This window comes from Octadecabacter sp. SW4 (genome assembly GCF_008065155.1).
Lineage (GTDB): Bacteria > Pseudomonadota > Alphaproteobacteria > Rhodobacterales > Rhodobacteraceae > SW4.
In genome coordinates, this window is sequence record NZ_CP042819.1 from 1,716,036 (window position 1) to 1,741,601 (window position 25,566).

Below are 25,566 nucleotides of genomic sequence, written 5' to 3' on the forward strand. Positions count from 1 at the left end.
TATTTCGCCGCTCAGCGCCCCTCGTAATTCGCCGGACGCTTTTCCAGAAACGCCAGCACGCCCTCTTTGAAATCGCGGGTCTTGCCGCAGGCACCTTGCAGGCGCGCCTCAAGCGCAAGTTGATCCTCGAGCGTGTTCTCGAACGATCCACGGATCGCATGCTTGATATGGCCATAGGTTGTGGTCGGCCCCTTGGCCAGATGTGCGGCGCGGGCCTGCCAGTGATCGTTGAAATCCTTGGCCGGGGCCGTTTCAAAGATCATGCCCCAGTCACAGGCCTGTTTTGCAGATATCTTATCAGCAAACAGGGCCGCCCCCATCGCCTTGGCGGCGCCAATCTGGCGGGGCAGAAAATAGGTGCCACCGGCATCGGGGATCAGCCCGATGCGCGCAAAGGCCTGAATGAACACGGCATCTTCGGACGCGATCACCACATCAAAGGCCAGCGCAAGGTTCGCCCCTGCCCCCGCCGCCGCACCATTGACGGCCGCAATCGTCGGGATCGGGCAGTCCATGATGGCGCGCAGCATCGGCACATATTCGTCCCGCAACGTGCGCTCAAGATCAAGGTTGGCGGCATTGCCCCCATCCCCCAGATCCTGCCCCGAACAAAACGCCGCCCCCGCGCCCGTCATCACCAACACGCGCGCGCGCGCCGCCGCATCCTTGACTGCATGGGTGATTTCGGCGCGCATCTGCGTGTTCAGCGCATTCATCACGTCAGGGCGGTTCAGTGTCAGCGTGGCAATATCATCGCGAACGACAAGGGTGATGGCCTGATAGTCCATTGCGGATCCTTCAACAGTTTGCGCTACCCTACTGAACTGATCCGTTCAGGAAAGCGAAACCATGCGTCACGAGCGTAAAATCTCGTCCAGACGCTTTTGTTCATCGGAGTCCAGATCCTTGTCCGGGGTGGCGTTGGCACGGGCGCGCACCACGCGGTAACCGATCAGCAAGGCCAGGATAAACATCACCGGACCCGCCGCCCAAAGCAGACGGTTCGCCCCGGTGTAAACCGGGCGCAGCAGCACAAATTCACCATAGCGATCAACGATATACTGCACCGCTTCGGCATCACTGTCGCCCGCAACCAGTCGTTGGCGCAACAAAATGCGCAGATCGCGCGACACATCGGAATTGGATTCATCAATGCTTTCATTGCGGCACACAGGGCAGCGCAGCCCCTGGGACAGCTCGCGCGCGCGCTCTTCCAGGACCGGATCGTCCAGAATTTCATCCGGCTGCACGGCATAAAGCGGTGCCGCAAGCAGCAGGAAAATCAGGACAAGCCGCTTCATTCCGCAGGCACCCCCTGCATTCGCGCCTTGGCGGCCCCTGCCGCGACCCGCATGCGGCGATCAGACAGGGAAATCAGCCCGCCAATCGCCATTACGATTGCCCCGCCCCAAATCCAGTTGGCAAAGGGTTTGACATAGGTGCGCACGGCCCAGCCGCCGCCATCTTGTGGGTCGCCAATCACCAGATAAAGATCGCGCAGGAACCCGTTATCGATCCCGGCTTCGGTCGTGGGCATGCCCGCGACCGGATAAATCCGTTTTTCAGGGAAGACATCGGCAACCAGACGACCATTGCGGTAGGCCAGCATTTCCGCCCGTGTCGCGATAAAATTCGGCCCCTGCACCTCGGTGACGCTACGCAATTCGATCTCGTAGCCCCCCAGGGCAAAGCGGTCACCGATGTCGGCCACGCGGATATCCTCTTGCTGCCATGCGGTCAGCGCCGAGGTCGCGAATATCGTGATCCCCAGGCCCGCATGCGACAAGGCCTTGCCCCAATCGGCCCGTGGCAAGCGGGTCAGACGGCCCATACGTTGCGCAATCCCGTTGCGGCCCGTGCGGGTCCACAGATCAATCAGCGAGCCCGCGATCACCCAAACGCCCAGCAAAGTGCCAATCGGCCCCAGCGCCGAACGCCCCGTTTGCAGCGCAAATGCCAATCCGGCAAGCGCAATCGCCAGCACGAGAGCAGGCCAAAGCGGGCGCGCCGCCTTGCTGATAACGCCCCGTTTCCACGCCAGCATTGCACCAATCGGCAAGACCACCGCCAGCGCCACCATGAAGGGCGAAAACGCCGCGTCAAAGAAGGGTGGGCCTACCGACAACGTGCGACCGAAAAACAGTTCCGCAACCAAGGGCCAGAGCGTGCCGACAAAGACCACGAACGCCGAAACCGACAGCAGGATATTGTTCAGAACGATCCCGCTTTCGCGGCTCACGGCGGCAAAGACGCCCTTGGATTCCAGCGCTTGGACACGCGCCGCGAACAGGCTGAGCGCGCCGCCGACAAACACGACAAGGATCGCGAGAATGAAGATGCCGCGCTCGGGGTCGTTCGCAAAGGCGTGCACCGACGTCAGCACCCCCGAGCGCACGATGAACGTGCCCAGCAGCGAAAAGCCGAACGCCAGGATCGCCAGCAGGATTGTCCAGGCCTTCAACGCCTCGCGCTTTTCGACGACGATGGCCGAGTGAAGCAAGGCTGTCGCAATCAGCCAGGGCATGAAGGACGCGTTTTCAACCGGATCCCAGAACCAGAAACCGCCCCAACCCAATTCGTAATAGGCCCACCACGACCCAAGCGCGATGCCCACGGTCAGGAACAGCCAGGCCGCCAATGTCCATGGGCGCACCCAGCGGGCCCATGCGGCATCGACGCGCCCTTCGATCAGGGCAGCCACCGCAAAACTGAACGACATCGAAAGGCCCACGTAGCCCAAATAAAGAAACGGCGGATGAAACGCCAAGCCAAGATCTTGCAACAGCGGATTCAGGTCCTGACCGTTCAGAGGCGGCACCTCGAGGCGCAGGAAAGGATTGGACGTCAGCAGAATGAACCCGAAAAAGGCAACACCAATCGCGGCTTGCACCGATAATACCCGTGCGCGCAGACGTTCGGGCAGATTGCCGCCAAACCACGCAGCGCAGGCCCCGAACAGGGTCAGGATCAGCAGCCAAAGCAGCAGCGACCCTTCGTGATTGCCCCACACGCCGGTGATCTTGTATAACATCGGCTTGTCGCTGTGCGAGTTCAGGAACACCAGCTGCAACGAAAAGTCCGACGTCACAAAGGCCCATGTCAGGGCGGCAAACGAGAACCCCACAAGGATAAATTGCACCGTGGCCGCCGGTTCAGCGACCGCCATCCAATTGCGCCAGCCTTTTGTTGCGCCGACCATGGGAACCACCATCTGAATGACAGCGACCGCAAAGGCCAGAATCAACGCGAAATGTCCAAGCTCTGTAATCATGCCCCGACCCTAAACCATGATCGCGGCAGGCAAAATCGAAATCGCTGAGCGCCAAATGAAATGCCGATCACAAATTCCGGAACTTATGCAACATTTCCACGCAGAACCTTAAAGCGTTAGTCCGCCGCGCAGCGCATAGGCGATCGCGGCCATCAGCAAGGTGCCGATAATCAGGCGCACGAGCCATTTCAACGTGTCCTCGATCGCCGTCAGGCGTTGTTCGACATTGGCGCGATGCACCGATTCAATTGCGGCCTGCATTTCCAGTTTCGCGATCCGTTTTTCCACTTCGCGCATCCAGTCATCCGTCATCGCGCGCCTGCCAATCTGCCAGCGCGGGGTTGGTATCAGTGCGGGCATCAACAGGATCGGTCGGCGCAAGCTGCGCCCCCGCTCCCAGCGCATCAAGCGCGCGAATGTTGCGTGTCACCTCGCTCGCCCGGGACACGGTTTCCGCGATAGAGCGTTGAAATTGCTGGCCCACGGCCTGATGGCGCGCGCCAAAGTAAAAACTGACGATTGCCCCCATCAGCCACCAAAGCGGTTCAGGCACCAGCGCAATCCCCTGCATCCGGCTGGCAAACCAGATCGGATTGACCATCGCCGTGACGAACAGCCCCAGCGTGCCAAAGGCCAGCAACGGGCGCGGCAGCCGGTTGAGCGCGTCAACCAGCCGATCAAAAATTCCGCGCCGCGGCGTGGCAAACTCCGCCGCAAACTGGCGCATCGCCTGCTGCTTCACATCAGCGCCGCGCTGTCCCGCAGCTTCGGCGTTTTCACGGAACACTTCTGCCGTTTCAACGATCACATTGCGCCCGTCCCCGAACACGGCGCTGAAAATCCGTTCGATCAGCCCCATGCGGCCACCCGTGCACGGTGTGCGGCATCCGTCAGTTGATAGCGCGGCGAAATGAATTCCTCGGCCCGGATGATCCAGCCGCCCTTGCCGCCATCGCGGCGGCGCGCATATTTGCGGCTTGCCGGGCGGGCATCGCCCAAGGCGTAGTAATAGTTGCGCCGCGCGATCCCGTAGGCATCGGCGAGATGATCAGGTGCGGCGGCTTCGGCCCGAAATGCGGCGGCAATCGTCTGCGGGCCGATCACGCCGTCCACATCGACTTCGATGCGCATGTCATTGAAAAGGCGCTGCAATATCTTGACCGCATTGGCGCCCGCGTTGACATACATGTCAAAGACAGATGCCTGCAGCACCTGCGGCAGTTCGCCGATGCGCGGGCGTTCAAAATAATGCTGCACGAAAATCCTTACCGCCTGATCCCGGGTCAGGGCCGCGACATCCGCCGCATCAACCCGTCCGTCGCCCGTCAGATCACGCCCAAGGCGCTGCATCGTGCCGATTGTCACGCCGAAATTGGTCGCGCCGCCCGGATCATCGGGATCATCCACATATCCGCCCTCGCGGGCGACGATCTGTTGCGCGATTTGGTATACGTCCTGCATGATTTGCCCCACGTTGATGCGGGGCAAAATCTGGCGTGCAAACGTTAATGCGGGGTCTAGCTACCGTCCGGTGTCTGGTAAACGCCCTGTTCCTGCAAGGCGTCGATGACTTCCTTTGGCATATAGGTTTCATCGTGTTTTGCAAGGATTTCAACGGCTTCAAAGGTGCCGTCAACATAGCGGCCCTGCCCGATCATGCCTTGGCCTTCCTCAAACAGGTCCGGCAGAATACCGGTAAAGGTCACCGGAACATCGGCCCCGCCATCGGTAACGACAAAGCGGACTTCGGTGCCGGTGCCGCGCACAACGCTGCCCTCGGCCACCAGCCCGCCCATGCGGAACAATTCGGTTTCGCCGGGGGGCGCGGCGATCACCTCGCTGGGCGAGCGGAAATAGTTGATCCCGTCCGACATCCCCCAGCCGATCAGGGCGGTCGCCCCCGCCAGCGCCACGAACGCCAGCACGATAACCTGTATCCGTCGCTGTTTCTTAAGCCCGCGCATTACGGGAACATCGGTGCCATCATCAGACCCGCCTCCTCTTTCAGACCAAGCATCAGGTTGGCGTTTTGCACGGCCTGCCCTGATGCACCTTTCATCAAATTATCCAGCACGGACATCACGATCACGCGGCCCGCCATGCGGTCCGCCACAACGCCGATCCGGCACCGGTTCGATCCGCGCACATGCTGCACCTGCGGCACCTCGCCCAAGGGCAGCACATCGACAAAGGCGGCATCTTCATGGGCCGCGACCAGCGTGGCATGCACCTGCGCCGCGTCGCCTGCCGCATAGATCGTCGCCTGCATCCCGCGCGTCATGGGCACCAGATGGGGCGTGAAGCTGACAATCACAGACTGGCCCGCCGCCAGCGACAACTCCTGATCCAGCTCGCCCATATGCCGGTGCGCGCCGACACCATATGCCTTGAAACCTTCGTTGACTTCGGCGAACAGGATCGCCTCGCTCGCGGCGCGCCCGGCGCCTGACACGCCCGATTTTGCGTCAACAACGATACCCTCGGGCGCAATCACACCGGCCCGCAACAGCGGGATCAGCGGCAACAGGGTCGTCGCCACATAGCAGCCCGTGTTGGCCGTGATGCGCGCTCGCGCAATTTCGTCGTGGTAAAATTCCGGCAGGCCAAAGGCCACATCGGGCTGCAATTCCATCGCCCCGTGATCCAGCCCATACCATTTCTTGTAGGCAGCCGCATCACGCAGCCGGAAATCCGCCGACAGATCCACCAGTTTCAAATGATCAGGCATCGATTTGGCAAAGGCATGGGTCAACCCATGTGGCAGGGCCGCAAAGGCCAGATCGATCCCGCTGAAATCGATCTCGTCCATGCGCTGCAGTACCGGCAGGTCCAGATGGCGCAGATGCGGAAATACATCGCCCATAGCCATGCCCGCCTTGCGATCCGCCGACAGGGCCACTATCGCCATGTCAGGATGGCCCGCGATGATGCGGACAAGCTCGGCCCCTGTGTAACCCGAGGCCCCGAGAATGGCGATCGTTTTGGTCATGACTGCTCCAGATTTAGGGGGTCTTTGACCCCGCTTCAACGCGCGGATTGCCTCAGGCTGCGGTAAAAGTGATTTCGCGGCGCAGGAACTGCGTGGCGCGGTCCGACACCTTGGCAGGTTTCCCGCTGGTCAGATAGGCGCTTTGTCCGCTCCCGATCATTTCGGGGCGACGGCCCAGATAATCAGCCAGGCTTTCGGCAACCAGTTCGGCCTGCGAAAACACCCGCACGTCCGGCCCCAGCGCCTGTTGGAATACATCCGCCATCAGCGGATAATGAGTGCAGCCCAACACAGCCGCATCGGGGCTGGGCATCTTGCGTTTCAGGGCATCCACATGGCTGCGCACCAGCGCTTCGGCCAAGATCAGATCACCGTCCTCGATCGCATCGACAACACCACCGCAGGCCTGCGCCTCGACATCGACACCGATCGCACGAAACGCCAATTCGCGCTGGAAGGCGCGCGACGATACCGTCGCGGGGGTCGCAAACAACGCCACATGTTTGATCGCCACCTCGCGCGGCGGGGAATTATCGCCCCACTGGCGTTCGGTCAACGCCTCGATCAGCGGCACGAACACACCCAGCACACGCTTGCCGGGGGGGACATGGCCCTCTTGCAGGCGGCGCAGGGCGGCGGCGCTTGCGGTGTTGCAGGCGAGGATCACCAGATCGCACCCGTTGTCCCACAGGTGTTCAACGGCAGCCTTGGTCAGGGCGAACACATCATCGGCATCGCGCACCCCGTAGGGCGCGTTGGCGTTGTCGCCGTAATACATGAACGGCACGTCCGGCAGGCGTTTCTGCAACGCATCCAGAACCGTCAACCCGCCCAATCCGCTATCGAATATGCCGACCGCCATCACGTGCCCTTTGCTTGCTGTCAAACTCGTGCCCCAGCGCTTCAGGCGCCACGGGCGTTGGAGAAAGCTCATACGTGGCTTTGCGCAGGAAATCCATGCATGCTTTGGCGTCATGACAGAACGGGGCCAGGGCCGCCGCCGTCACCGGGCGCCCGATAACCACATCCACCGGCTGCCCCATCCGACTGCGAAATTCGCGAATCAACATGCCTACACGCAGGGTGCTGTGTATGTGGCTGGCCAGCTGAAACAGGCGGCTGTTAGACCCGGCAAAAAACACCGGCACCACCGTCGCCCCGCTTTTGGTAATCATCCTGGCCGTGAATGTTCGCCAGCTTGGGTCCATTGCGCGCGAAAACGGGCGCGCCGAGGTGGACACCGTGCCGCCGGGAAAAACCCCGATCGCGCCGCCCGCCGCCAGATAGCGCAGCGCCTCGGCCCGGGTTTCAAGGTTCAGCTTCGCGGCCGCTTTGGTATCATCAAAACTGATCGGCAGGATCACCCGGGCAAGATCGGGGGATTTGCAAAACACATCATTGGCGAGAATGCGAAAATCACCGCCACGGCGTTGCGACAGGATCCACCCCAGCATCAGCCCGTCAAGAATGCCGTAGGGGTGATTGGCCACCAGAACCAGCGGGCCATTCGCGGGAATATCATTCAGATCGCCAGCGATCACGTTCAAATCCAACCCGTAACGCTGCGTGATCACCTGCCAGAAATCAGCCCCCTGCGCCACTTCAGCGTCCGAACCGCGCAGCTTGCGGATCAGGCGCAACCGGCCGGTGGTGTTTTCCATGACGCGGATCACGGCGCGCCCGCCCCGCGTGGCCGCCGAACTGGCATAACTGATCTCGCGGGCACTGCGGTCTTGGGTCATTGTTGCCTTGGTTTCTGGACTGCTCCCGGGGCAGGTATAGGCCTGTGCCACATGGATAACCACAAAGCATTACACCGACGTGACACGAAAATTCACTGTGCCGCCGCCCGCGTTTCAGGCGCGCGCAAAACGGCCAGCAATTCTGCGCGCCGTTTGGCTGCGGCCTGCGCCGCCTTGGCTTTGACGGGGCCGAACCCCTTGATTTGCAACGGCAAGGCCGCCAGCGCAATCGCGGCGTCGCGGGTATTGGGGCGCAGGGTGGCCAGAACCTCGGCCATGTCGCCCTCGTATTGCGCGATCAAAGCACGCTCCATCTTGCGCTCGCGGGTGTAGCCAAAAGGATCAAACGCGGTGCCGCGCAGGCCCTTGAGGCGCGCCAGCAGCGGGAATAATCTGGCGAACACGCCCCCGAACGCCCGTTTTCTGGGGCGCCCGTCGGGCCCCTTGCCTGTCAGGATCGGCGGCGCAAGGTGATAGGTCAGCCTCAAATCGCCCGCGAACGCGGCCTCGGCCCGCGCGCGGGTTTGGGTCAGCAGGCGCGCAACCTCGTATTCATCCTTATAAGACAAGAGCTTGTGATAGCCCAAGGCCACAGCCTCGCGCAGATCATCATCGGCAAACCGCCTCACCAGATCGCGGTAGCGCGCGGCCAGATTCGGCCCCTGATAGGCCAGCAAATGATCCGCGCGAAAGGCGATCTTTTCATCCAGCGTCTTGGGCAACGGCACCACATCCGCCTGCGCCAGTCGCGCCGCATCTTCAGGATGCAACACCGCCCAGCGGCCAATTTCAAAGGCGCGCAGATTGCGCGCCACCGCGGTGCCGTTCAGGACGATCGCCTGCCGGATCGCATCGCCCGACAGGGGCACCGCGCCCATTTGCCAGGCCGCCCCAAACACCATCATATTGGAATAAATGCTGTCGCCCATCGCCTTCGCGGCCAGATCACTGGCGTCAAACATCACCAGCCGGTCCCGCAGCCGCGCCTGCAGCGCCAGGGCCAGTTGATCGGTCGGGATGCGAAATTCGGTGTCACGGGTGAAATCACCGGTCATGATCGCGTGGGAATTGACGACAGCCTTGCTGCGCCCCGCCTGCATCAGGCCCAGGGTCGTCGCCCCCGCCGACACCACCAGATCGCCACCTATCAAGGTATCACATTCCCCCAAAGCGACCCGTATCGCATTGATATCGCGAGGGTTATCGGCCAGACGACAATGCAGATGCACAGCGCCGCCTTTCTGCGCCATCCCCGCCATTTCCATCATGCTCGCACCCTTGCCATCAATATGCGCCGCCATCGCCAGCACCGCGCCGATGGTCACAACGCCGGTGCCGCCCACCCCTGTGATGACGATATTATGAGTGCCTTCAATCGCGGGCAGCGTCGGGTCGGGCATGTCGGGCAGCACGAGTTCCGCCGATGCCTCCTTGCGAAGCTGCGCCCCCTCAACCGTCACAAACGAGGGGCAAAACCCCTGAACACAGGAATAATCCTTGTTGCAGCTTGACTGATCAATCGCCCGCTTGCGCCCCAGTTCCGTGTCCACCGGCACGATCGACACGCAGTTGGATTGCACCCCGCAATCGCCACAGCCTTCGCAAACATCTGTATTGATGAACACACGTTTGTCGGGATCGGGAAAAGCCCCGCGCTTGCGACGGCGGCGTTTTTCGGCGGCACAGGTCTGCACATAAACGATGGCTGATACACCCTTGATTTTTCGTAATCTTTCCTGAACTTCATTCAAGTTCTCGCGCGGATCGCGGGTGATCCCGGCCGGAAACAGTGAAAAATCAATTTCTTCTTTTTTATCATAAACCAAGGCGACGTTCTTAATCCCCATCGCCAGCAATTCACGGCAAATCTGATCGGCCGTCAAACCACCGTCATTTCCCTGCCCGCCCGTCATCGCCACAGCGTCATTGAACAAGATCTTGTAGGTGATATTCACCCCCGCCATCACCGCAAAGCGGATCGCCTGCACGCCCGAATGGTTATACGTGCCGTCGCCGATATTCTGGAACACATGATCACGGGTGGAAAACGGCGCCTCGCCGACCCAATTGGCCCCTTCGCCGCCCATGTGCGTATATCCAATGGTGTTCCGGTCCATCCATTGCACAAGATAATGACAACCAATGCCAGCATAGGCACGATCGCCCTCGGGCACTTTGGTGCTGGTGTTATGCGGGCATCCGGAACAGAAATAGGGCCGCCGCGCCACGATATCGCGTGCATTATCAGCGCCTTGCGCCGCAACGATCTGCTCCAGACCTGCATGCAGCCGGTCCGTCTCGCACCCTTCAGCGATCAAGACCTCGCCCAGCTTTTGCGCGATCATCACCGGATCAAGCGCATAGCGGGTCGGGAACAGCTCCTCGCGCCGCCCGTTCACATAGGAATTGCCCTTGTGCCAGCCATAAACGCGCCGCCCCGCGCGATCATCAAACAGCGCTTCCTTGACCTGCACCTCGATCAGTTTGCGCTTTTCCTCGACGACGACAATCAGGTCGAGGCCCTCGGCCCAGTCATGAAACCCGACCATATCCAGCGGCCAGACCTGCCCGACCTTGTAGGTCGTGATGCCCAGCCGTGTGGCGGTTTCTTCGTCGATCCCCAGCAGATCAAGCGCATGGACAAGATCAAGCCAGTTCTTGCCCGCGGCGACCAACCCGATGCGCGCACCCGCCTGTCCCCAGACCCGTTTATCCATGTTGTTGGCGCGGCTGAACGCCTCGGCGGCAAAGCGTTTGTGATCGATCATCCGCGCCTCTTGGGCGACGGGCGTGTCGATCAGACGGATGTTCAACCCATCCTCGGGCAGATCAAGATCGGGCGTGACAAACTGCATCCGGTGGGGATCACCATCAACCACCGATGTGACCTCGACCGTGTCCTTCATGGTTTTCAGGCCGACCCAAACCCCGGCAAACCGCGACAGCGCATAGGCATAGGCGCCGTAATCCAGAATTTCCTGCACGCCCGCAGGCGATACGATCGGCATATAGGCATCGACCATCGCCCAATCGGACTGGTGCAGGGTTGTCGAAGATTCGCCCGTGTGATCATCACCCATCGCCATGATCACCCCGCCGTGGGGCGCGGTGCCTGCCATGTTCACATGGCGCATCACATCGCCCGAGCGATCAATCCCCGGCCCCTTGCCATACCACAGGCCAAACACACCATCGTATTTGCCTTCACCGCGCAATTCGGCCTGCTGGCTGCCCCACAGGGCTGTCGCGGCCAGATCTTCGTTCAAACCCGGCTGAAAGGTGATCAGCGATTGGGCCAACAGCTTTTCGGCGCGCTGCATTTGCATATCGACGGACCCAAGCGGCGACCCGCGATAGCCTGTGACATATCCGGCTGTGTTCAACCCCGCCGCCGCATCGCGCGCGCGCTGCATCAACATCAGGCGCACAAGCGCCTGCGTGCCGTTCAGCAACACTGGCGATTTGCCCAGATCATAACGGTCATTCAGCGAAATATCTTGCCGGCCCATCACGCACCTCCCATGCGGTTAGAACGTCTTGAAGAAACTATAGGTCAAAAATACTGACCTACAAACCAGAAAATTCCCCTGTCACACCTGTTTGAACCCGTGCAAATGCGCTAGGTAACATGCGTAAAGCGCAAGCGGGAACAACAGAACAATGGTGTCGGAATGGACTGGGACAAACTACGAATCTTTCACGCGGTCGCGGATGCGGGCAGCCTGACCCACGCCGGTGATATCCTGCACCTCAGCCAATCGGCTGTGTCACGGCAGGTGCGCGCACTGGAAGAATCGCTCAACACCACCCTGTTTCACCGGCACGCGCGCGGGCTGATCCTGACCGAGCAGGGCGAATTGCTGTTCGATGCGACAAAATCCATGAACAAGCGTCTGGAATCCGCCAGCGCGCGCATTCGCGACAGCAAAGAAGAAGTATTTGGCGAACTCCGCGTGACCACGACGACCGGATTCGGCACGCTCTGGCTCGCGCCGCGCCTGCCCGCGCTTTATGAAAAATACCCGGACCTGAATATCGACCTGATGCTTGAAGAACGGGTGCTTGACCTGCCCATGCGCGAGGCCGATGTCGCCATCCGCATGAAGGAACCCAGTCAGGCCGATTTGATCCGCAAGCGGCTGATGTCGGTGCGCATGCGGCTTTATGCTTCGCAAGGCTACCTTGATCGCGAAGGGCCGCTTGATGACATGGAAGATATCGGCAATCACCGCCTGATCTGCCAGAACCCCAATTCCGCACAGGTCTCCGCGGGGGCTCAACTGGTGCAACTGCTGCTCAGCTATGACGCGCCCAAACGGTTGAACGTCAACAACTATTTCGGTGTCTTGCAGGCTGTGCGCTCGGACCTTGGGGTTGGGGTTCTGCCCGATTACGTGACCAAGGACATCCCCGGCCTTGTGCGCTGCCTGCCCGAAGTCGAAAGCGGTGAAGTGCCGGTGTTCCTCGCCTATCCCGAAGAATTGCGCCAATCCAAACGTATCGCCGCATTTCGCGATTTCATTCAGGAGGAAATCACCGCGCAGCGCCGCAAGGCCCGCGATGATGACGACTAGCCCCGACCAGCCATGCAAAAATTGCATATCGGCTTTGCCGTTTCGCACGCCTGCAAGGGGTTGATCGTTTCAGAAACGCCACCTATTTCATCTTTCGAAGGCGATGATGCTGAGAAGCGCATCACTTCAACCTCCCTGTTGGACTTCGCCGGGCCTTAGTGCCCGGCTTTTTTCTGTCAAAGCGCCGGGCCGAACCGCGCCAAATCCAGGCTGATCCCCGCCAACCGCGCCATCTGCCAGATCAGCACCTGATTGCTGGACAGCACCGGCTTGCCGATCTGCGCGGCGATCAGCGGCAGTACATCAAGCGTGCGCAGATTGGTGCAGGACAGGAACACCGCGTCCACGTCCGGGCTTTGGCCCAACGTTGTCGCCGCGTGGATCAGCGAGGACGCATCAATGCGCGTCACGCGCGCTTCCTCGGCCTCGTTGAACGATCCGTAGACCGGTGTGGCGACCCCCGCATCAGCCAACACGTCACGTAGCCCCTGCGAGACCTCGATAACATAGGGGGTTAGCAGCGCAATATTATGTAAATTCAAATGATTACAGGCGGCAATTAAAGCCGTCAAAGGGTCCGTCACCGCTGCCGTCCTACGCCCGGATTGCACCATCTGCACCACTTTCGCGGCACCGATCACCGATGTGCCCGAGGTGCAGCCATAGCCGATCACATCAAAATCCGTATCGGGCAAAAGTGCCGCCGCCGCAGGCAGTTGGCTTTCCATCATGGCCAGGCTTTCGCGGCTCACATCGGGCGCACTGGGAACGCGACTGCAATGTAGCGCGACCCCATCCTGCACCCCCAAGACGCTGCGCATTTCATGTTCAAGCGTCTCATCTGCGGCCAGCAGGATCAGCCCCAGCGTAGCCCGATGGCCCAGCGACGGGGCCAGCGCGTAATCAAATGCCTGTTCCATGTTCAAATCCCTTGCAGTTGCGGCCAGACCGGCGGCGAAATCTGGCGCGCGCCTTGCGGGTCGATCACGAAATTATCCTCGTGCACAAGATAGCCGCCCCCGGGCAGCGTGATCCCCGGTTCGAGCGTGATCACCATACCTGCTGCCAGCCTTGTCTGATCACTGGGAATCAGCGACAGCCCTTCTGTCAGTTGCATCCCCAACCCGTGCCCCAAGCGCCCGGGGTCCGTGCCCGCCACCCCCGGCCCCTGCGCAATCACGGCATTCATCGCGTGAAACACATCTGCGGCCCTGGCCCCCACCCGCGCCGCCGCGCGGCCCGCATCACAGGCCGCCAGCAAACAGGCATAGCCATCAGCGGCCAAAGGATCAGGCGCGCCGACCACATAATTGCGATCGAAATCGCAAAAATACCCGTCGCGGATCAACCCGGTGTCCAGCATCAGGACATCACCCTGCGCCAAAGGTTCATCCGTCGCGGGCGAGATCACATCGTCATAGCCCAACCGCCCGACGCCGCCCGCAAGGTAGGGCACCCAATCGGCCCCTTCTTCAAGGCACAAGCGCTGGAAATCACGAAACACCTGTGACAGCGCCACGCCCGCACCGGCGATTTCAGGCACACGGGCAAAGGCCCGCCCTGCGATGGCGCAACTGGCGGTGATCTTGGAAATCTCAGCCGGGGATTTCAGCGCGCGCAGCCCCGCAACGATTCCCTGATCACTTCGCAGGGTCACGCCCTGCTGCACCTGTGCCAGCGCCGCCAAGGGCATCCGCGCGTGGCTTTCCAACCCGAATGGCGTGCCGATATCGCCGCCCACCTCTTGCAGGGTCGCAATCAACAGCGTCACCCCGTCGTCGGATAAATCCGGCGCAACCCAAGTGCGGATATCGCTGATCCAGGTCTTGCCCATCAGGGCCGCGCCAATCGACGGAATCACCGCAATCGGATCGCCCTGCGCAGGCACCACAAGATACCAGGGCCGCGTCGGGCTTTCCCAAAACCGCGTCAGGAACCCGGTGAAATACCGCAGATCCGCCTCGGTCGTCAGCAACAAGGCACCAAGGCCAGCCGCCGCCATTGCCGACTGCGCGCGCGCCACGCGGGCGCGATATTCAGCCACATCAAATCCGCGCGCGGGCCTCATGGTTCCTCGCTCAGGATGCACAGCACCCGTGCGGATGGATCAAGGCCCGCCGTCATCAGCGCCGCCAGCCCCGCCCCGCCCGATGCCGATGTCGCAAGCCCCGCCTCCGCCAGCGGCGGCAAGACCGCCTGCGCTGCCTCCTCGGAAATCGTCATGAAACAGTCGGCGTCCCGGCTCAGCCCCTGCAAGGCAATCAAGGACGCCTCCTTGCAATCCAGCCGTCCCATGCAGGATGCAGGACCGCTGGTCGCCACAAACTGACCCGCCATGATCGCGGCCTGCAAGGCCGGAGCCGCCGCGGGTTCGACCACGATCATGCGCGGCGCATCCCCCCAGACATGGCGCAGATAAGCCGCTGTGGCAGCCGCCAAACCGCCGACACCGGCCTGCAAGAACACATGAGTCGGGGGCCGGTCCATCTGCGCGGCGATTTCCGCCGCCAACACCAGATAACCCTCCATCAACCGATGCGGGATTTCCACGTATCCCGCCCAGGAACTGTCTGACAACAGCTCCCAGCCGTTGTCCAAAGCGGCCAGTGACGCCGCCGCCATGCTCTCTTCATAGATCGCGCCCGCGCGCACCACATCCGCACCTTGGGCGCGCAAACGCTGCGCAAAACTCTCGGGCACCGTATCCGCCAGATAGACCACGGCGCGCGCGCCAAACACACGCGCACCTGCTGCAACCGACAACCCGTGATTGCCCGCACTTGCCGTGACATAACAACGCCGCACCATGTCCAGCCCGTCAACGCAGGCATCATGGGCAATGACATAAGCCGCCCCCAGTGCCTTGAAACTGCCCAGCCCCATGCGGGTGCGTTCATCCTTGACCCAAACCTGCGTCACGCCCGCCTGTGTCGCAATCGCATCCGCCCTGTGCAGCGGCGTCTGCGCCGCTTCGGGACAGCGCGCCAAAAGGGCGGCAGGTGCGCCCGCATCAATGCTTGGCTGGGGCACGCCCAGCGACAGCCCCTGGCCGCGATACCTGTTTTCAACTGCTGTCATCTCTTACCCCTCGTTTGCCACAGCACACCCGATTGCGCCGCGAGGGTCAATTGCGCTGACGCCCCCTTTCCCCGCCCGCGCCCTTGGACTAAGAACCGACCCCAAGCGCCCCAAGGAACGAGTCACCATGCAAGAGCCGGCCATTACACCCGATCTGATCAAAGCCCACGGGTTGTCGCCCGACGAATACGACCGCATCCTTGAGATTATCGACCGCGAGCCCACCTTTACCGAGCTGGGCATCTTTAGTGCCATGTGGAACGAACACTGTTCCTATAAATCCTCGAAAAAGTGGCTGCGCACCTTGCCCACGACCGGTCCCCAAGTGATCTGCGGCCCCGGTGAAAACGCCGGGATCGTTGATATCGGTGACGGGCAATGCGTTGTCTTCAAAATGGAAAGCCACAACCACCCCAGCTATATCGAACCCTATCAGGGCGCGGCCACCGGCGTGGGCGGCATCCTGCGCGATGTGTTCACGATGGGCGCGCGCCCGATCGCGGCGATGAATTCCCTGTCATTCGGTGCACCCGACCACCCCAAGACCCGCCAGCTTGTGCATGGTGTCGTCGAAGGGGTTGGCGGTTACGGCAATTGCTTTGGCGTGCCGACGGTGGGCGGAGAAGTCAGGTTTCACCCCGCCTATAACGGCAACTGTCTGGTCAATGCCTTTGCGGCGGGCCTTGCAGATACGGACAAGATTTTCTACTCGGCCGCATCGGGCGTGGGCATGCCCGTGGTTTATCTGGGCGCTAAAACCGGGCGCGACGGGGTTGGCGGGGCAACGATGGCCTCGGCCGAATTTGATGACACGATCGAGGAAAAGCGCCCCACCGTGCAGGTCGGCGACCCCTTCACCGAAAAGCGGCTGATGGAAGCCACACTGGAACTGATGGCCACGGGGGCCGTGATCTCGATCCAGGATATGGGCGCGGCGGGCCTGACCTGTTCAGCCGTGGAAATGGGCGACAAGGGCGGGCTGGGTGTCAAACTCACCCTCGAAGACGTGCCGCAACGCGAAGACAATATGACAGCCTATGAAATGATGCTGTCGGAAAGTCAGGAACGCATGCTCATGGTCCTCAAACCCGAACTCGAGGCAGAGGCCCGCGCCGTGTTCGAAAAATGGGATCTCGACTTTGCCATCGTCGGTGAAACCATCGCCGAAGACCGCTTTATCGTCATGCACAACAATGTGGTCAAGGCCGACCTGCCACTGGCGACCCTGTCCGGTTCGGCCCCCGAATACGACCGGCCCTGGGTGGAAACCCCCGCCGCGACCCCGCTTGCCGATGTGCCCAATATCGACGCCATCGACGGGCTGCGCGCGCTGCTTGCTTCGCCCAACTACGCCAGCAAACAATGGGTCTATGAACAATACGACAGCCAGGTCATGGCCGACACGCTGCGCACGCCGGGCCTTGGCGCCGGGATCGTGCGGGTGCATGGCACCGATAAATCTATCGCCTTTACCAGCGATGTGACGCCCCGCTACGTCAAGGCCAACCCCGAAGCAGGCGGCGCGCAGGCCGTGGCCGAGGCCTATCGCAACCTGACTGCGGTGGGCGCAACGCCGCTGGCAACGACCGACAACATGAACTTTGGCAACCCTGAAAAGCCTGAAATCATGGGGCAATTCGTCGGCGCGATCAAAGGCATCGGCGCGGCCTGCATCGCCCTTGATATGCCGATCGTGTCGGGCAATGTATCGCTTTACAATGAAACCGACGGCACTGGCATCTTGCCCACACCGACCATCGGCGCGGTGGGGCTGATCAAACACGGCGACGACCTGATCGCAGGCACAGTGCGCGAAGGCCACGTGGCGCTGCTGATCGGCGAAACCCAAGGCCACCTTGGGCAATCGGCCCTGCTGGCCGAAGTATTCAACCGCGAAGAAGGCGATGCACCCGCCGTCGATCTGGCAGCCGAAAAACGCCACGGCGATTTCATCCGCGCCAACCGCGCCAATATCGACGTCTGCACCGACCTGTCCGATGGGGGCCTTGCGCTCGCGGCCTTTGAACTGGCCGAGGCAGGCAATGTGGGCGTCACGCTCGATGACGACACCACCCCGTTCTGCTTTGGCGAGGATCAGGCGCGCTATCTTGTGGCCTGTTCGTTTGACAAGGCCGAGGCGCTGATGGTCGCCGCTGGTCACGCGGATGTGCCAATCGCAACCGTCGGGCGCTTTGGCGGCACCGATCTGCGCATCGGCGCGTCCTCCGCCCCCCTTGCCGACCTCGTGGCGATCTATCGCGCGGGGTTCCATGACGCCATAGGCTGACTTCATCTTGGCCAATACAACTCCCGCCGGAGGCTCCTGCAAATCACCCCGCGCGACCGGTGCTTGCAGCCACCCCGCCGCCGCCCTACATTTCAACCATAGACACGAGGCACACCATGGCGATCACCGCACACGAAATCGAAACCCTGCTGCGCGCCAGCTTTCCTGACGCGAAAATCAACGTGCAGGGCGATGACGGCACACATTTCGCCGCCGAAGTGATCGACGAAAGCTTCCGCGGGCAGAACCGCGTGCAACAACAACGCGCCGTCTATGCCGCCCTCAAGGGCAAGATGGACGGTAGCAACGGCGAACTTCATGCATTGGCTTTGACGACGAAAGCCCCCGAATAACGCCAAATCTTCATCAAAGATTTGCGCACAGAGTTTAGACGAAACTCTGCCACCCGAAAGGAAAACGATATGACCACTGAAACCCAGATCAAAGAGACCGTGACCACCAATGACGTGGTGCTGTTCATGAAAGGCACCAAGGAAATGCCCCAGTGCGGGTTTTCATCCCGCGTGGCGGGCGTGCTGAACTTCATGGGCGTTGAATTTGCCGATGTAAACGTGCTGGCCGACGAAGCCCTGCGCCAGGGCATCAAGGATTATTCCGACTGGCCAACCGTGCCCCAGCTTTACGTCAAAGGTGAATTTGTCGGCGGCTGTGATATCATCACCGAAATGACCCTGTCGGGTGAACTTGACACGCTGTTGGAAAAAGAAGGTGTGGCGTTCAACAAAGAAGCCGCCGACAAGATCCGCGAAGCCAACGCCGACTGACGATAAAATACGGGCGGCGACTGCATCCAGTCACCGCCCGTTCTTACGCCCTAGTATTCGGCGCTGGAGCCTTGGGCAAACCTGTCCTCGACCGTGTCGGCCAAAGCCTCGGCCCGCGCCGCCAGTTCGGCCAGTGTGTCAGTCACCTCGACCGGAACCACCGGCACCTCGACGCGCACCGGTTCGGGCGCGCCCTGCGCTTGGATCCGGTCAAGCTCGGCCTGCAAATCCGCCGCCCGCCGCTCCGCGTCACGCACCTTGTCTTCCAAGGCAGCCGTCTTGTCAGCCAGCAACAGCCCCGACATCAGCAGCATCCGCGATTCCGGCATCCGGCCAATCTGGGTGGACAGGCTGGTTGCCTCGATATCCAGCATATTCGCGGCGGTGTGCAGGAAATGCTCCTCGCCCTCCTGACAGGCGACCTCGAAGGTGCGGCCACCGATGGAAATTTCGACCTGTGGCATTACGCGCCCTCCTCTGAAATCAGGGGCTTGAGTTCATTGAGCACCGCATCGACCTCGGCGATGTCCGCAGCGCGGCTGGCGCGCAGGGCTTCCAATTCGGCCAGCATCGCCTTGTTGATCAGATGTGGTTCCGCAACTCCTTCGCTTGCGGCCTTGCGCAATTGATCGTTGATATCGCGCAGTTCGGCGTTGACTTGCCGCAGGCGCTGCAAGTCACGGTCAGTCTGTTCGGCCGTCTTGCGATAGCCCTCGACGGCGTCGTTCATGGCGCTGATTTGCCCGTCCTGCCGGTCCTTGAGGGTCGCAACCCGCGCTTCAAGCTGCGCATTGGCATCCTTTTCCTGCGCCAGCTGGTCACGCAGTTTGTCAACTTCGCCCGTGTCCGCGGCCATCGCCCCGCCGCCTTCGACACCCCGCCGAATCCGGTCAAGCGCGGCTGAAATCCGCCCTTCAAGTTCGCCTATATCGCTCATATGCCCGTCCCTCTTGTGGTCCGCTTTGCCAATGCGGCACATGCGAACATCTTGCCGACGCTTGGGTCACTGCCGTCACAGGCACCGCCAAATGGCAGTCAGGCCCGCAACACCGGTGTTGCCTTTGCGAATCGCGTCGGTTGGTGCAAAGCGTAAGCCATCGCAGCCTGCCTCGCAAATGTGCATATCCCTTGCAGAATAAGCCCTTAGCCCGCGACCTTGAAGCAACCCACAAGCCACGCTTGATCTTGGGGGGGTGCCTGCTATGACCCTAGCAACACCACATGGCATAAGGACCGCACCTTTGGATATTGACGCCCTGCGCAAAGCGCACCCCGAGCATTGGATGAAAGCCGCTGCCATCCGCACCCTGACACTGGACGCGGTGGCCGCTGCCAATTCCGGCCACTCTGGCATGCCGATGGGTATGGCTGATGTCGCGACGGTCCTGTTTGAAAACCACCTGCGCTTTGACCCAACGGCCCCGAACTGGCCGGATCGTGACCGGTTCATCCTGTCGGCGGGCCACGGGTCGATGCTACTGTATTCCCTGCTGCACCTGACGGGTTACGCGGATATGACGCTGCAACAGCTCAAGGATTTCCGCCAGTGGGGCGCGATCACCGCAGGCCACCCCGAATATGGCCATGCCAGCGGCGTTGAAACCACCACCGGCCCCTTGGGTCAGGGCATCGCCAATGCGGTTGGCTTTGCCATCGCCGAAGAAATCCTGCGCGCCCGATTTGGATCCAAAGCAATCAACCACCACACCTATGTCATGGCCGGTGACGGCTGCCTGATGGAAGGCGTCAGCCAAGAGGCGATCGGCCTTGCCGGTATGCAGAAGCTGTCCAAACTGGTGGTGTTCTTTGACGACAACAATATCACCATCGACGGCACGGTCGATCTGGCCGATATCACCGACCAGCCTGCCCGTTTCGCGGCATCCGGCTGGCACGTGCAATCCATCGATGGCCACGACCCCGTGGCGATTGACGCCGCAATCACCGCCGCCAAGGCCGATCCGCGCCCCTCGATGATTGCCTGCAAGACCCATATCGCCCTGGGCCACGCCGCGCAGGATACCTCAAAGGGGCACGGTGCGCTGACTGACGCGGCGCAATTGCAGGCCGCCAAGGACGCATATGGCTGGCCCTATGGTCCGTTTGAAATTCCCGCAGATGTGAAATCCCAGTGGGAGGCAATGGGCGCACGCGGCGCTACGGCCCGCGCCGCGTGGGAATCCGGCTTTGCCAAATTGCCGAAATCAAAACAGGATGATTTCAATCGCACCTTTGCGCTTGATGCGCCAAAGAAACTGTCAGCGACCATCAAGGCGCTGAAAAAACAGCTCAGCGAGAGCGCCCCGAAAATGGCGACCCGGTCGTCCTCGGAAAAGGCATTGGAAGTCATCAACCCGATCATGCCCGAAACTGTCGGCGGCTCGGCTGACCTGACGGGATCGAACAATACCAAGACCGGCGATCTGGGCGTGTTCAACCCCGACAACCGCGCAGGCCGCTTTATCCACTATGGCATCCGCGAACACGGTATGGCGGCGGCGATGAACGGCATGGTCCTGCATGGTGGCATCCGCCCCTATTCGGGCACCTTCATGTGTTTCACCGATTACGCACGCGGCGCGATGCGCCTGTCGGCCCTGATGGCCGTGCCAACGGTTTACGTCATGACCCACGACAGCATCGGCCTTGGCGAAGACGGGCCGACCCACCAGCCGGTCGAGCATCTGGCGATGCTGCGCGCCACGCCCAACATGCATGTGTTCCGCCCCGCTGACGCCGTTGAGGTGGCCGAAGCCTGGGAATGCGCGCTGACTGCGAAAACCTCGCCCTCGGTGCTGGCACTGTCGCGTCAGGGGCTGCCGACCCTGCGCCATGATCACAAGAACAAGAACCTGACCGCCCAGGGGGCCTATGTGCTGGCGGATTCATCGGGCAAGCGTCAGGCGATTCTGATGGCAACCGGGTCCGAAGTGTCCGTGGCGATGGAGGCCCGCGATATCCTCGAAGCCGAAGGTATCGGCACCCGTGTGGTATCAATGCCCTGCTGGGAATTGTTCGAGGCCCAGGACGACGGCTATCGCAAGCGTGTCTTGCCCGGCGGCCCCGTGCGGGTCGCGGTCGAGGCTGGCGTGCGCCTTGGCTGGGACAAATGGCTGCTGGGTGAACGCGGCCGCGAAGCCAAGGCAGGCTTTGTCGGCATGTCCGGCTTCGGGGCCTCGGCACCCGCACCGGAATTGTTCGCGCAATTCGGGATCACGGCGCAGGCCACCGCCGACAAGGTCAAGGCCCTGCTGGGCTAGACAAAAAGGGGGAGCGAAGCCATGACATCCGCAGCCTTCGTTCCCCTGCTCCTGCTGGCGCTGACCGGCTGCGCCGCGCTGCCAGCCTACGGCCCCGCACGCGCGCCCGACGAAGCACGCGCCGATGCCTTTGCCGTGGCCTTTCTTGATACCATTCAGGCGCAATCCTTTCGCGAAAGGCGCGAATTATGCGGCTTTTTCGTGCTGCAACCAGACGGGCAAATTACCGCCACCCCACCGCGCGGTGGCACCTTTGCCACCTGCGAGATGGACGCCCCGCGCGCAGGATCGGGTATCTTTGCCACTTATCACACCCACGGTGCCTATGGGCCGGATTACGACAACGAAGTGCCGTCGGATCTTGATCTGCTGTCTGATTGGGAGTTCGGTTTGAACGGCTATGTCGCCACCCCCGGCGGGCGGGTCTGGCGCGTCGATTTCAGCGACCGTAACACCGTGCAGGTCTGTGGCCGCGGCTGTATTTTGGTCGATCCCGGCTTTGTCCCCGAGGACGAGGCAAACATCCGCCCCGGCTATAGCTTGCCGGACCTGCACGCGCGCGCAGATTCGTTTTAACACCGACCCGCGCCGCGAATCCGCGACCCTGCGTAAAACTGTTAGCGCCAACGTGCTGCAATGCGGCACTGTTATCGCTAACGTATTGGCAAATATCACATTTTTCCTTGGTCCGCCCCCCGTCACCCCCTATACCGCAGCCAAGATCAAAAGCGGCAAGCGAGGGCATTTCATGACGGTCACTGTGGGTATCAATGGGTTTGGCCGGATTGGCCGCTGCACTTTGGCGCATATCTTTGAATCGGCGCGCAACGATGTGCAGGTCGTCAAAATCAACGCCACCGGCCCCGTGGAAACCAACGCGCACCTGCTACGCTATGACTCTGTGCATGGCCGCTTTGGCGGCACCGTCACCGTGCGCGACGGCGCGCTTGATCTGGGGCGCGGCCCGATTGACATGATGTCGACCTACAACCCCGAGGAACTGGATTGGGGCGGCGTCGATGTGGTGCTGGAATGTTCGGGCAAATTCAATGACGGCGAAAAATCCGCCGTTCACCTGTCGCGCGGCGCGAAAAAAGTCCTGATCTCGGCCCCGGCCAAGAATGTGGACCGCACCGTTGTCTACGGCGTGAACCATCGCGCGATGCTGGCCGACGAGCGGATGATTTCGAACGGGTCCTGCACCACCAACTGTCTTGCCCCGCTGGCCAAGGTTCTGAACGACGCCATCGGCATCGAGCGCGGCATCATGACCACGATCCACAGCTATACCGGTGACCAACCAACGCTGGACCGTCGCCACGATGACCTTTACCGCGCCCGCGCCGCCGCGATGGCGATGATCCCCACCAGCACCGGCGCCGCCAAGGCCCTGGGTGAAGTGCTGCCGGAACTGGCGGGCAAACTGGACGGCACCGCCATGCGCGTCCCCACCCCCAATGTCAGCGCCGTTGATCTGACATTCGAGGCCGCGCGCGACGTCAGCGTCGCCGATGTGAACGCCATCGTCGCCGAGGCGGCCGCCGGTCACATGGGCGCCGTCCTGTCCTATGATCCAGAACCCAAGGTCAGCATTGATTTCAACCACACCCCCTATTCCACCATCTTTGCCCCAGATCAGACCAAGGTCGTGGGCGGGCGCACGGTGCGGGTGCTGGCGTGGTATGATAACGAGTGGGGCTTTAGCGCGCGGATGGCAGATGTGGCGGGCGCGATGGGGCGGTTGCTGCATTAATGCAGGCGCGCCGGGTTGCACCTGAACCAAAGTTGTAGCCCCTAAACCAAAGGCTAATCTGGCTGTTCTCGAACCGCAGTCGGATTCCGCGGCGCATATCTTTCGACCATGTCTTGGACACAAGGCGCGCCCATTGGCCCGCCAAACCAGGAAAGGTCGATACCATGAAACAACTTCTTCTTGCCGCCGCAATCAGTCTTCCCGCCACTTTTGCCGCCGCCTCAAATGACGGCATGATCAGCGAAGACGTGCAGGCACAGATCCGCGCGACCCTGACCGAACAGGGCTACGAAGTGCGCCAGATCGAAATGGAAGACGGCATGATCGAGGTCTATGCGCTCAAGGATGGTCAGCGTTTCGAGCTTTATCTTGACGATGCCTACAACATCGTGCGCACCAAGATCGACGATTGACCCCAGAGGGGCGCGGGCCAACATCCCGCGCCCCATTTTTTCAGAAAGGACAGATCATGACCCGCCACCGCGTTTGGGATCCGCTTTTGCGCTTGTTTCACTGGTCGCTTGTCGTGACCTTTACGGCCAATGCGTTCTTTACCGATGACGAAAGCAAACTGCATGAAATCATCGGTTACATTGTCGTCGGGCTTATTGCCTTCCGCCTTGTCTGGGGGATGGTCGGGCCCAAAATGGCGCGTTTCACTAGCTTTGCGCCCACTGCTGCGGCCATCGCCGATCAAATGACCGACATCGCGACCGGTCGGCGCGCGGTTCACTTGGGTCATACCCCGCTGGGGGCCTTGATGATTTTCAACCTGCTCGTCACTCTCGCCGCGATTGGCGCGACCGGCTACATGCTGACAACCAATGCATTCTGGGGCATTGGATGGGTCGAGGACAGCCACGAAGCGCTTGTCGTCTGGGCCGAGATTTCTATCGCCGCGCATATCGCCGCCGTGATCTGGGAAAGCCGCCGCACGGGCGTGAATTTGCCGCAGGCAATGGTTACGGGTGTGAAAAAGGTGCCCAAAGACGCTAAGATCGTGCCATGATGAGGGTCATGGAAAAGCCTTTCGCCTTGTTGTTGCTGATTGCCGCGCAGGTTGTAACTGCGGGGTTTTTCCTTTGGGATGTCATTTCTGATGGCCTGTCTCTGGGCCGTTGGGCCTTGTCGGATTGGCATTTCGTGGTCGAGGCCGTGGCGGCCATCGCGCTGATCCTGGCGGTCATCATCGAAGCCCGCTATCTCGTGGCGTTGCTGCGCCGCAAAAGCCATCTTGAACGGCAGGTTTCCGTGGCAGCCAGCGCCTTTCATGACGTGATCGAGGCACAATTCGCCGCCTGGTCCCTGACCCCATCCGAAGCAGACGTGGCCCATTTCACCGTCAAAGGGTTTTCGATTGGCGAGATCGCGCAGTATCGCGGCTCGGCTGAAGGGACGATCAAATCGCACCTGAACGCAATCTATCGCAAGGCTGGCGTGGCAAATCGCGGTGAACTGCTCAGCCTGCTGATCGAGGATCTGACAGGCACGGACCTGATTACCGCCCCCGACCCAGCCCTGCCCGCGGGCGCGACCAGCCTGCCCTGAGCGATCGCCCCTTCCCCTTGTGGTGGCGCGCGGCTAACACTGCGCCATGACCAACAAAATCGCAATCTGGCTACTTGGGCTGATCGTCGCTTTCTTTGTCCTTGACCGTTTCGTGCTCGGGATCGGGGCTGGCCTGTTCCTGTTGCGTGAATTGCTGGCCCTGATCGAATACCTCGCCATCTGGCGCTAGAGTTGCGTTGATCTGCGGTTGACCTTTGGCGTAAAATGGCGATGTTAGCGCCAACAGTCCCGCTATGCTGGCGCGGACGTTGCAGTTTC

Annotated in this window: 27 protein-coding genes; 11 read left to right on the forward strand and 16 right to left on the reverse strand. The window is 61.3% G+C overall.

Going from position 1 to position 25,566, the window contains the following annotated elements; translation table 11 throughout:
• Positions 1-11: 11 nt before the first annotated feature.
• The 11 genes from FTO60_RS08470 to FTO60_RS08520 all read right to left on the reverse strand — a co-directional run bounded on the left by FTO60_RS08470 (position 12) and on the right by FTO60_RS08520 (position 11,511).
• Positions 12-788 (reverse strand): enoyl-CoA hydratase-related protein, encoded by a 777-nt coding sequence (locus FTO60_RS08470; RefSeq protein WP_148055551.1) that lies wholly within the window; start codon positions 786-788, stop codon positions 12-14.
• A 66-nt stretch (positions 789-854) separates the two neighbouring features.
• Complete coding sequence (locus tag FTO60_RS08475; RefSeq protein ID WP_148055552.1) at positions 855-1,301, reverse strand: cytochrome c-type biogenesis protein; 447 nt, start codon at positions 1,299-1,301, stop codon at positions 855-857.
• Complete coding sequence (locus FTO60_RS08480; RefSeq protein WP_148055553.1) at positions 1,298-3,271, reverse strand: heme lyase CcmF/NrfE family subunit; 1,974 nt, start codon at positions 3,269-3,271, stop codon at positions 1,298-1,300. The genes FTO60_RS08475 and FTO60_RS08480 overlap by 4 nt, the downstream gene beginning before the upstream one ends.
• 108 nt (positions 3,272-3,379) lie before the next feature.
• Positions 3,380-3,583 carry a hemolysin XhlA family protein gene (locus tag FTO60_RS08485; RefSeq protein WP_148055554.1) on the reverse strand — a complete coding sequence of 68 codons (204 nt, stop codon included), beginning with the start codon at positions 3,581-3,583 and terminating at the stop codon, positions 3,380-3,382.
• Entirely contained in the window at positions 3,573-4,130 is a 558-nt protein-coding gene (locus FTO60_RS08490) for a holin family protein (RefSeq protein WP_148055555.1), read from the reverse strand. Before FTO60_RS08490 ends, FTO60_RS08485 begins: the two co-directional genes overlap by 11 nt.
• Positions 4,121-4,732: a holin-associated N-acetylmuramidase gene (locus tag FTO60_RS08495; protein ID WP_148055556.1), complete on the reverse strand. Its 612-nt coding sequence runs from the start codon at positions 4,730-4,732 to the stop codon at positions 4,121-4,123. The genes FTO60_RS08490 and FTO60_RS08495 overlap by 10 nt, the downstream gene beginning before the upstream one ends.
• 56 nt (positions 4,733-4,788) lie before the next feature.
• On the reverse strand, positions 4,789-5,235 hold the full coding sequence (gene ccmE, locus FTO60_RS08500; RefSeq protein ID WP_148055557.1) for a cytochrome c maturation protein CcmE: 447 nt from the start codon (positions 5,233-5,235) through the stop codon (positions 4,789-4,791).
• Positions 5,235-6,260 (reverse strand): N-acetyl-gamma-glutamyl-phosphate reductase, encoded by a 1,026-nt coding sequence (gene argC / locus FTO60_RS08505; RefSeq protein WP_148055558.1) that lies wholly within the window; start codon positions 6,258-6,260, stop codon positions 5,235-5,237. Before argC ends, ccmE begins: the two co-directional genes overlap by 1 nt.
• 52 nt (positions 6,261-6,312) lie before the next feature.
• Positions 6,313-7,122, reverse strand: a complete 810-nt coding sequence (locus FTO60_RS08510) for a glutamate racemase (protein WP_148055559.1) — start codon at positions 7,120-7,122, stop codon at positions 6,313-6,315.
• On the reverse strand, positions 7,100-8,002 hold the full coding sequence (locus tag FTO60_RS08515; RefSeq protein ID WP_148055560.1) for a lysophospholipid acyltransferase family protein: 903 nt from the start codon (positions 8,000-8,002) through the stop codon (positions 7,100-7,102). Before FTO60_RS08515 ends, FTO60_RS08510 begins: the two co-directional genes overlap by 23 nt.
• A gap of 92 nt (positions 8,003-8,094) precedes the next feature.
• Entirely contained in the window at positions 8,095-11,511 is a 3,417-nt protein-coding gene (locus FTO60_RS08520; protein WP_148055561.1) for an indolepyruvate ferredoxin oxidoreductase family protein, read from the reverse strand.
• Positions 11,512-11,673: 162 nt separating this feature from the next.
• Between FTO60_RS08520 and FTO60_RS08525 the strand changes: the two genes are divergently transcribed.
• Positions 11,674-12,576: a LysR family transcriptional regulator gene (locus FTO60_RS08525; RefSeq protein WP_148055562.1), complete on the forward strand. Its 903-nt coding sequence runs from the start codon at positions 11,674-11,676 to the stop codon at positions 12,574-12,576.
• 176 nt (positions 12,577-12,752) lie between these two features.
• Here FTO60_RS08525 and FTO60_RS08530 read toward each other — a convergent pair whose 3' ends face one another.
• Genes FTO60_RS08530 through FTO60_RS08540 form a run of 3 tightly spaced genes read right to left on the reverse strand, consistent with a single transcriptional unit; the run spans position 12,753 to position 15,654 of the window.
• Positions 12,753-13,496 (reverse strand): aspartate/glutamate racemase family protein, encoded by a 744-nt coding sequence (locus tag FTO60_RS08530; protein ID WP_148055563.1) that lies wholly within the window; start codon positions 13,494-13,496, stop codon positions 12,753-12,755.
• 2 nt (positions 13,497-13,498) lie between these two features.
• Positions 13,499-14,644: a Xaa-Pro peptidase family protein gene (locus FTO60_RS08535; protein ID WP_148055564.1), complete on the reverse strand. Its 1,146-nt coding sequence runs from the start codon at positions 14,642-14,644 to the stop codon at positions 13,499-13,501.
• On the reverse strand, positions 14,641-15,654 hold the full coding sequence (locus tag FTO60_RS08540; RefSeq protein WP_148055565.1) for a pyridoxal-phosphate dependent enzyme: 1,014 nt from the start codon (positions 15,652-15,654) through the stop codon (positions 14,641-14,643). Before FTO60_RS08540 ends, FTO60_RS08535 begins: the two co-directional genes overlap by 4 nt.
• Positions 15,655-15,781: 127 nt before the next feature.
• Here FTO60_RS08540 and purL point away from each other — a divergent pair, with 127 nt between their 5' ends.
• The 3 genes from purL (at position 15,782) to grxD (ending at position 18,726) form a co-directional block, all read left to right on the forward strand.
• Positions 15,782-17,941, forward strand: a complete 2,160-nt coding sequence (gene purL, locus FTO60_RS08545) for a phosphoribosylformylglycinamidine synthase subunit PurL (protein ID WP_148055566.1) — start codon at positions 15,782-15,784, stop codon at positions 17,939-17,941.
• A gap of 116 nt (positions 17,942-18,057) precedes the next feature.
• A complete protein-coding gene (locus FTO60_RS08550) occupies positions 18,058-18,294 on the forward strand; it encodes a BolA/IbaG family iron-sulfur metabolism protein (protein ID WP_148055567.1) in 237 nt (78 codons plus the stop codon).
• 69 nt (positions 18,295-18,363) lie between these two features.
• Positions 18,364-18,726: a Grx4 family monothiol glutaredoxin gene (gene grxD / locus FTO60_RS08555; protein WP_148055568.1), complete on the forward strand. Its 363-nt coding sequence runs from the start codon at positions 18,364-18,366 to the stop codon at positions 18,724-18,726.
• 50 nt (positions 18,727-18,776) lie between these two features.
• On the opposite strand, the gene FTO60_RS08560 is transcribed toward grxD, so the two are convergent.
• Both FTO60_RS08560 and FTO60_RS08565 read right to left on the reverse strand, forming a co-directional pair.
• The gene (locus tag FTO60_RS08560) at positions 18,777-19,190 is read right to left on the reverse strand and encodes a cell division protein ZapA (RefSeq protein ID WP_148055569.1); all 414 of its coding nucleotides are present in this window, start codon (positions 19,188-19,190) and stop codon (positions 18,777-18,779) included.
• Positions 19,190-19,663, reverse strand: coding sequence for a hypothetical protein (locus FTO60_RS08565; RefSeq protein ID WP_148055570.1), 474 nt, complete (start codon positions 19,661-19,663; stop codon positions 19,190-19,192). Before FTO60_RS08565 ends, FTO60_RS08560 begins: the two co-directional genes overlap by 1 nt.
• Before the next feature lie 304 nt (positions 19,664-19,967).
• Between FTO60_RS08565 and tkt the strand changes: the two genes are divergently transcribed.
• The 7 genes from tkt (at position 19,968) to FTO60_RS17670 (ending at position 25,477) form a co-directional block, all read left to right on the forward strand.
• The gene (gene tkt / locus FTO60_RS08570) at positions 19,968-21,986 is read left to right on the forward strand and encodes a transketolase (protein ID WP_148055571.1); all 2,019 of its coding nucleotides are present in this window, start codon (positions 19,968-19,970) and stop codon (positions 21,984-21,986) included.
• 21 nt (positions 21,987-22,007) lie between these two features.
• On the forward strand, positions 22,008-22,562 hold the full coding sequence (locus FTO60_RS08575; RefSeq protein ID WP_148055572.1) for a DUF4329 domain-containing protein: 555 nt from the start codon (positions 22,008-22,010) through the stop codon (positions 22,560-22,562).
• Positions 22,563-22,734: 172 nt separating this feature from the next.
• The gene (gene gap, locus FTO60_RS08580; RefSeq protein WP_148055573.1) at positions 22,735-23,739 is read left to right on the forward strand and encodes a type I glyceraldehyde-3-phosphate dehydrogenase; all 1,005 of its coding nucleotides are present in this window, start codon (positions 22,735-22,737) and stop codon (positions 23,737-23,739) included.
• 164 nt (positions 23,740-23,903) lie between these two features.
• On the forward strand, positions 23,904-24,152 hold the full coding sequence (locus tag FTO60_RS08585; RefSeq protein ID WP_148055574.1) for a PepSY domain-containing protein: 249 nt from the start codon (positions 23,904-23,906) through the stop codon (positions 24,150-24,152).
• A gap of 56 nt (positions 24,153-24,208) precedes the next feature.
• Positions 24,209-24,748 (forward strand): cytochrome b/b6 domain-containing protein, encoded by a 540-nt coding sequence (locus FTO60_RS08590; RefSeq protein ID WP_148055575.1) that lies wholly within the window; start codon positions 24,209-24,211, stop codon positions 24,746-24,748.
• 8 nt (positions 24,749-24,756) lie between these two features.
• Positions 24,757-25,287 carry a helix-turn-helix transcriptional regulator gene (locus FTO60_RS08595; RefSeq protein WP_254696760.1) on the forward strand — a complete coding sequence of 177 codons (531 nt, stop codon included), beginning with the start codon at positions 24,757-24,759 and terminating at the stop codon, positions 25,285-25,287.
• A 46-nt stretch (positions 25,288-25,333) separates the two neighbouring features.
• On the forward strand, positions 25,334-25,477 hold the full coding sequence (locus FTO60_RS17670; RefSeq protein WP_172623850.1) for a hypothetical protein: 144 nt from the start codon (positions 25,334-25,336) through the stop codon (positions 25,475-25,477).
• Positions 25,478-25,566: the final 89 nt, after the last annotated feature.

Excerpts from the sequence above, each read along its gene's own strand:
- FTO60_RS08470 (WP_148055551.1), bottom strand. The coding sequence starts at position 788 with ATGGACTATCAGGCCATCACCCTTGTCGTTCGCGATGATATTGCCACG.
- FTO60_RS08475 (WP_148055552.1), bottom strand. The coding sequence starts at position 1,301 with ATGAAGCGGCTTGTCCTGATTTTCCTGCTGCTTGCGGCACCGCTTTAT.
- FTO60_RS08480 (WP_148055553.1), bottom strand. The coding sequence starts at position 3,271 with ATGATTACAGAGCTTGGACATTTCGCGTTGATTCTGGCCTTTGCGGTC.
- FTO60_RS08485 (WP_148055554.1), bottom strand. The coding sequence starts at position 3,583 with ATGACGGATGACTGGATGCGCGAAGTGGAAAAACGGATCGCGAAACTG.
- FTO60_RS08490 (WP_148055555.1), bottom strand. The coding sequence starts at position 4,130 with ATGGGGCTGATCGAACGGATTTTCAGCGCCGTGTTCGGGGACGGGCGC.
- FTO60_RS08495 (WP_148055556.1), bottom strand. The coding sequence starts at position 4,732 with ATGCAGGACGTATACCAAATCGCGCAACAGATCGTCGCCCGCGAGGGC.
- ccmE (WP_148055557.1), bottom strand. The coding sequence starts at position 5,235 with ATGCGCGGGCTTAAGAAACAGCGACGGATACAGGTTATCGTGCTGGCG.
- argC (WP_148055558.1), bottom strand. The coding sequence starts at position 6,260 with ATGACCAAAACGATCGCCATTCTCGGGGCCTCGGGTTACACAGGGGCC.
- FTO60_RS08510 (WP_148055559.1), bottom strand. The coding sequence starts at position 7,122 with ATGGCGGTCGGCATATTCGATAGCGGATTGGGCGGGTTGACGGTTCTG.
- FTO60_RS08515 (WP_148055560.1), bottom strand. The coding sequence starts at position 8,002 with ATGACCCAAGACCGCAGTGCCCGCGAGATCAGTTATGCCAGTTCGGCG.
- FTO60_RS08520 (WP_148055561.1), bottom strand. The coding sequence starts at position 11,511 with ATGGGCCGGCAAGATATTTCGCTGAATGACCGTTATGATCTGGGCAAA.
- FTO60_RS08525 (WP_148055562.1), top strand. The coding sequence starts at position 11,674 with ATGGACTGGGACAAACTACGAATCTTTCACGCGGTCGCGGATGCGGGC.
- FTO60_RS08530 (WP_148055563.1), bottom strand. The coding sequence starts at position 13,496 with ATGGAACAGGCATTTGATTACGCGCTGGCCCCGTCGCTGGGCCATCGG.
- FTO60_RS08535 (WP_148055564.1), bottom strand. The coding sequence starts at position 14,644 with ATGAGGCCCGCGCGCGGATTTGATGTGGCTGAATATCGCGCCCGCGTG.
- FTO60_RS08540 (WP_148055565.1), bottom strand. The coding sequence starts at position 15,654 with ATGACAGCAGTTGAAAACAGGTATCGCGGCCAGGGGCTGTCGCTGGGC.
- purL (WP_148055566.1), top strand. The coding sequence starts at position 15,782 with ATGCAAGAGCCGGCCATTACACCCGATCTGATCAAAGCCCACGGGTTG.
- FTO60_RS08550 (WP_148055567.1), top strand. The coding sequence starts at position 18,058 with ATGGCGATCACCGCACACGAAATCGAAACCCTGCTGCGCGCCAGCTTT.
- grxD (WP_148055568.1), top strand. The coding sequence starts at position 18,364 with ATGACCACTGAAACCCAGATCAAAGAGACCGTGACCACCAATGACGTG.
- FTO60_RS08560 (WP_148055569.1), bottom strand. The coding sequence starts at position 19,190 with ATGCCACAGGTCGAAATTTCCATCGGTGGCCGCACCTTCGAGGTCGCC.
- FTO60_RS08565 (WP_148055570.1), bottom strand. The coding sequence starts at position 19,663 with ATGAGCGATATAGGCGAACTTGAAGGGCGGATTTCAGCCGCGCTTGAC.
- FTO60_RS08575 (WP_148055572.1), top strand. The coding sequence starts at position 22,008 with ATGACATCCGCAGCCTTCGTTCCCCTGCTCCTGCTGGCGCTGACCGGC.
- gap (WP_148055573.1), top strand. The coding sequence starts at position 22,735 with ATGACGGTCACTGTGGGTATCAATGGGTTTGGCCGGATTGGCCGCTGC.
- FTO60_RS08585 (WP_148055574.1), top strand. The coding sequence starts at position 23,904 with ATGAAACAACTTCTTCTTGCCGCCGCAATCAGTCTTCCCGCCACTTTT.
- FTO60_RS08590 (WP_148055575.1), top strand. The coding sequence starts at position 24,209 with ATGACCCGCCACCGCGTTTGGGATCCGCTTTTGCGCTTGTTTCACTGG.
- FTO60_RS08595 (WP_254696760.1), top strand. The coding sequence starts at position 24,757 with ATGGAAAAGCCTTTCGCCTTGTTGTTGCTGATTGCCGCGCAGGTTGTA.
- FTO60_RS17670 (WP_172623850.1), top strand. The coding sequence starts at position 25,334 with ATGACCAACAAAATCGCAATCTGGCTACTTGGGCTGATCGTCGCTTTC.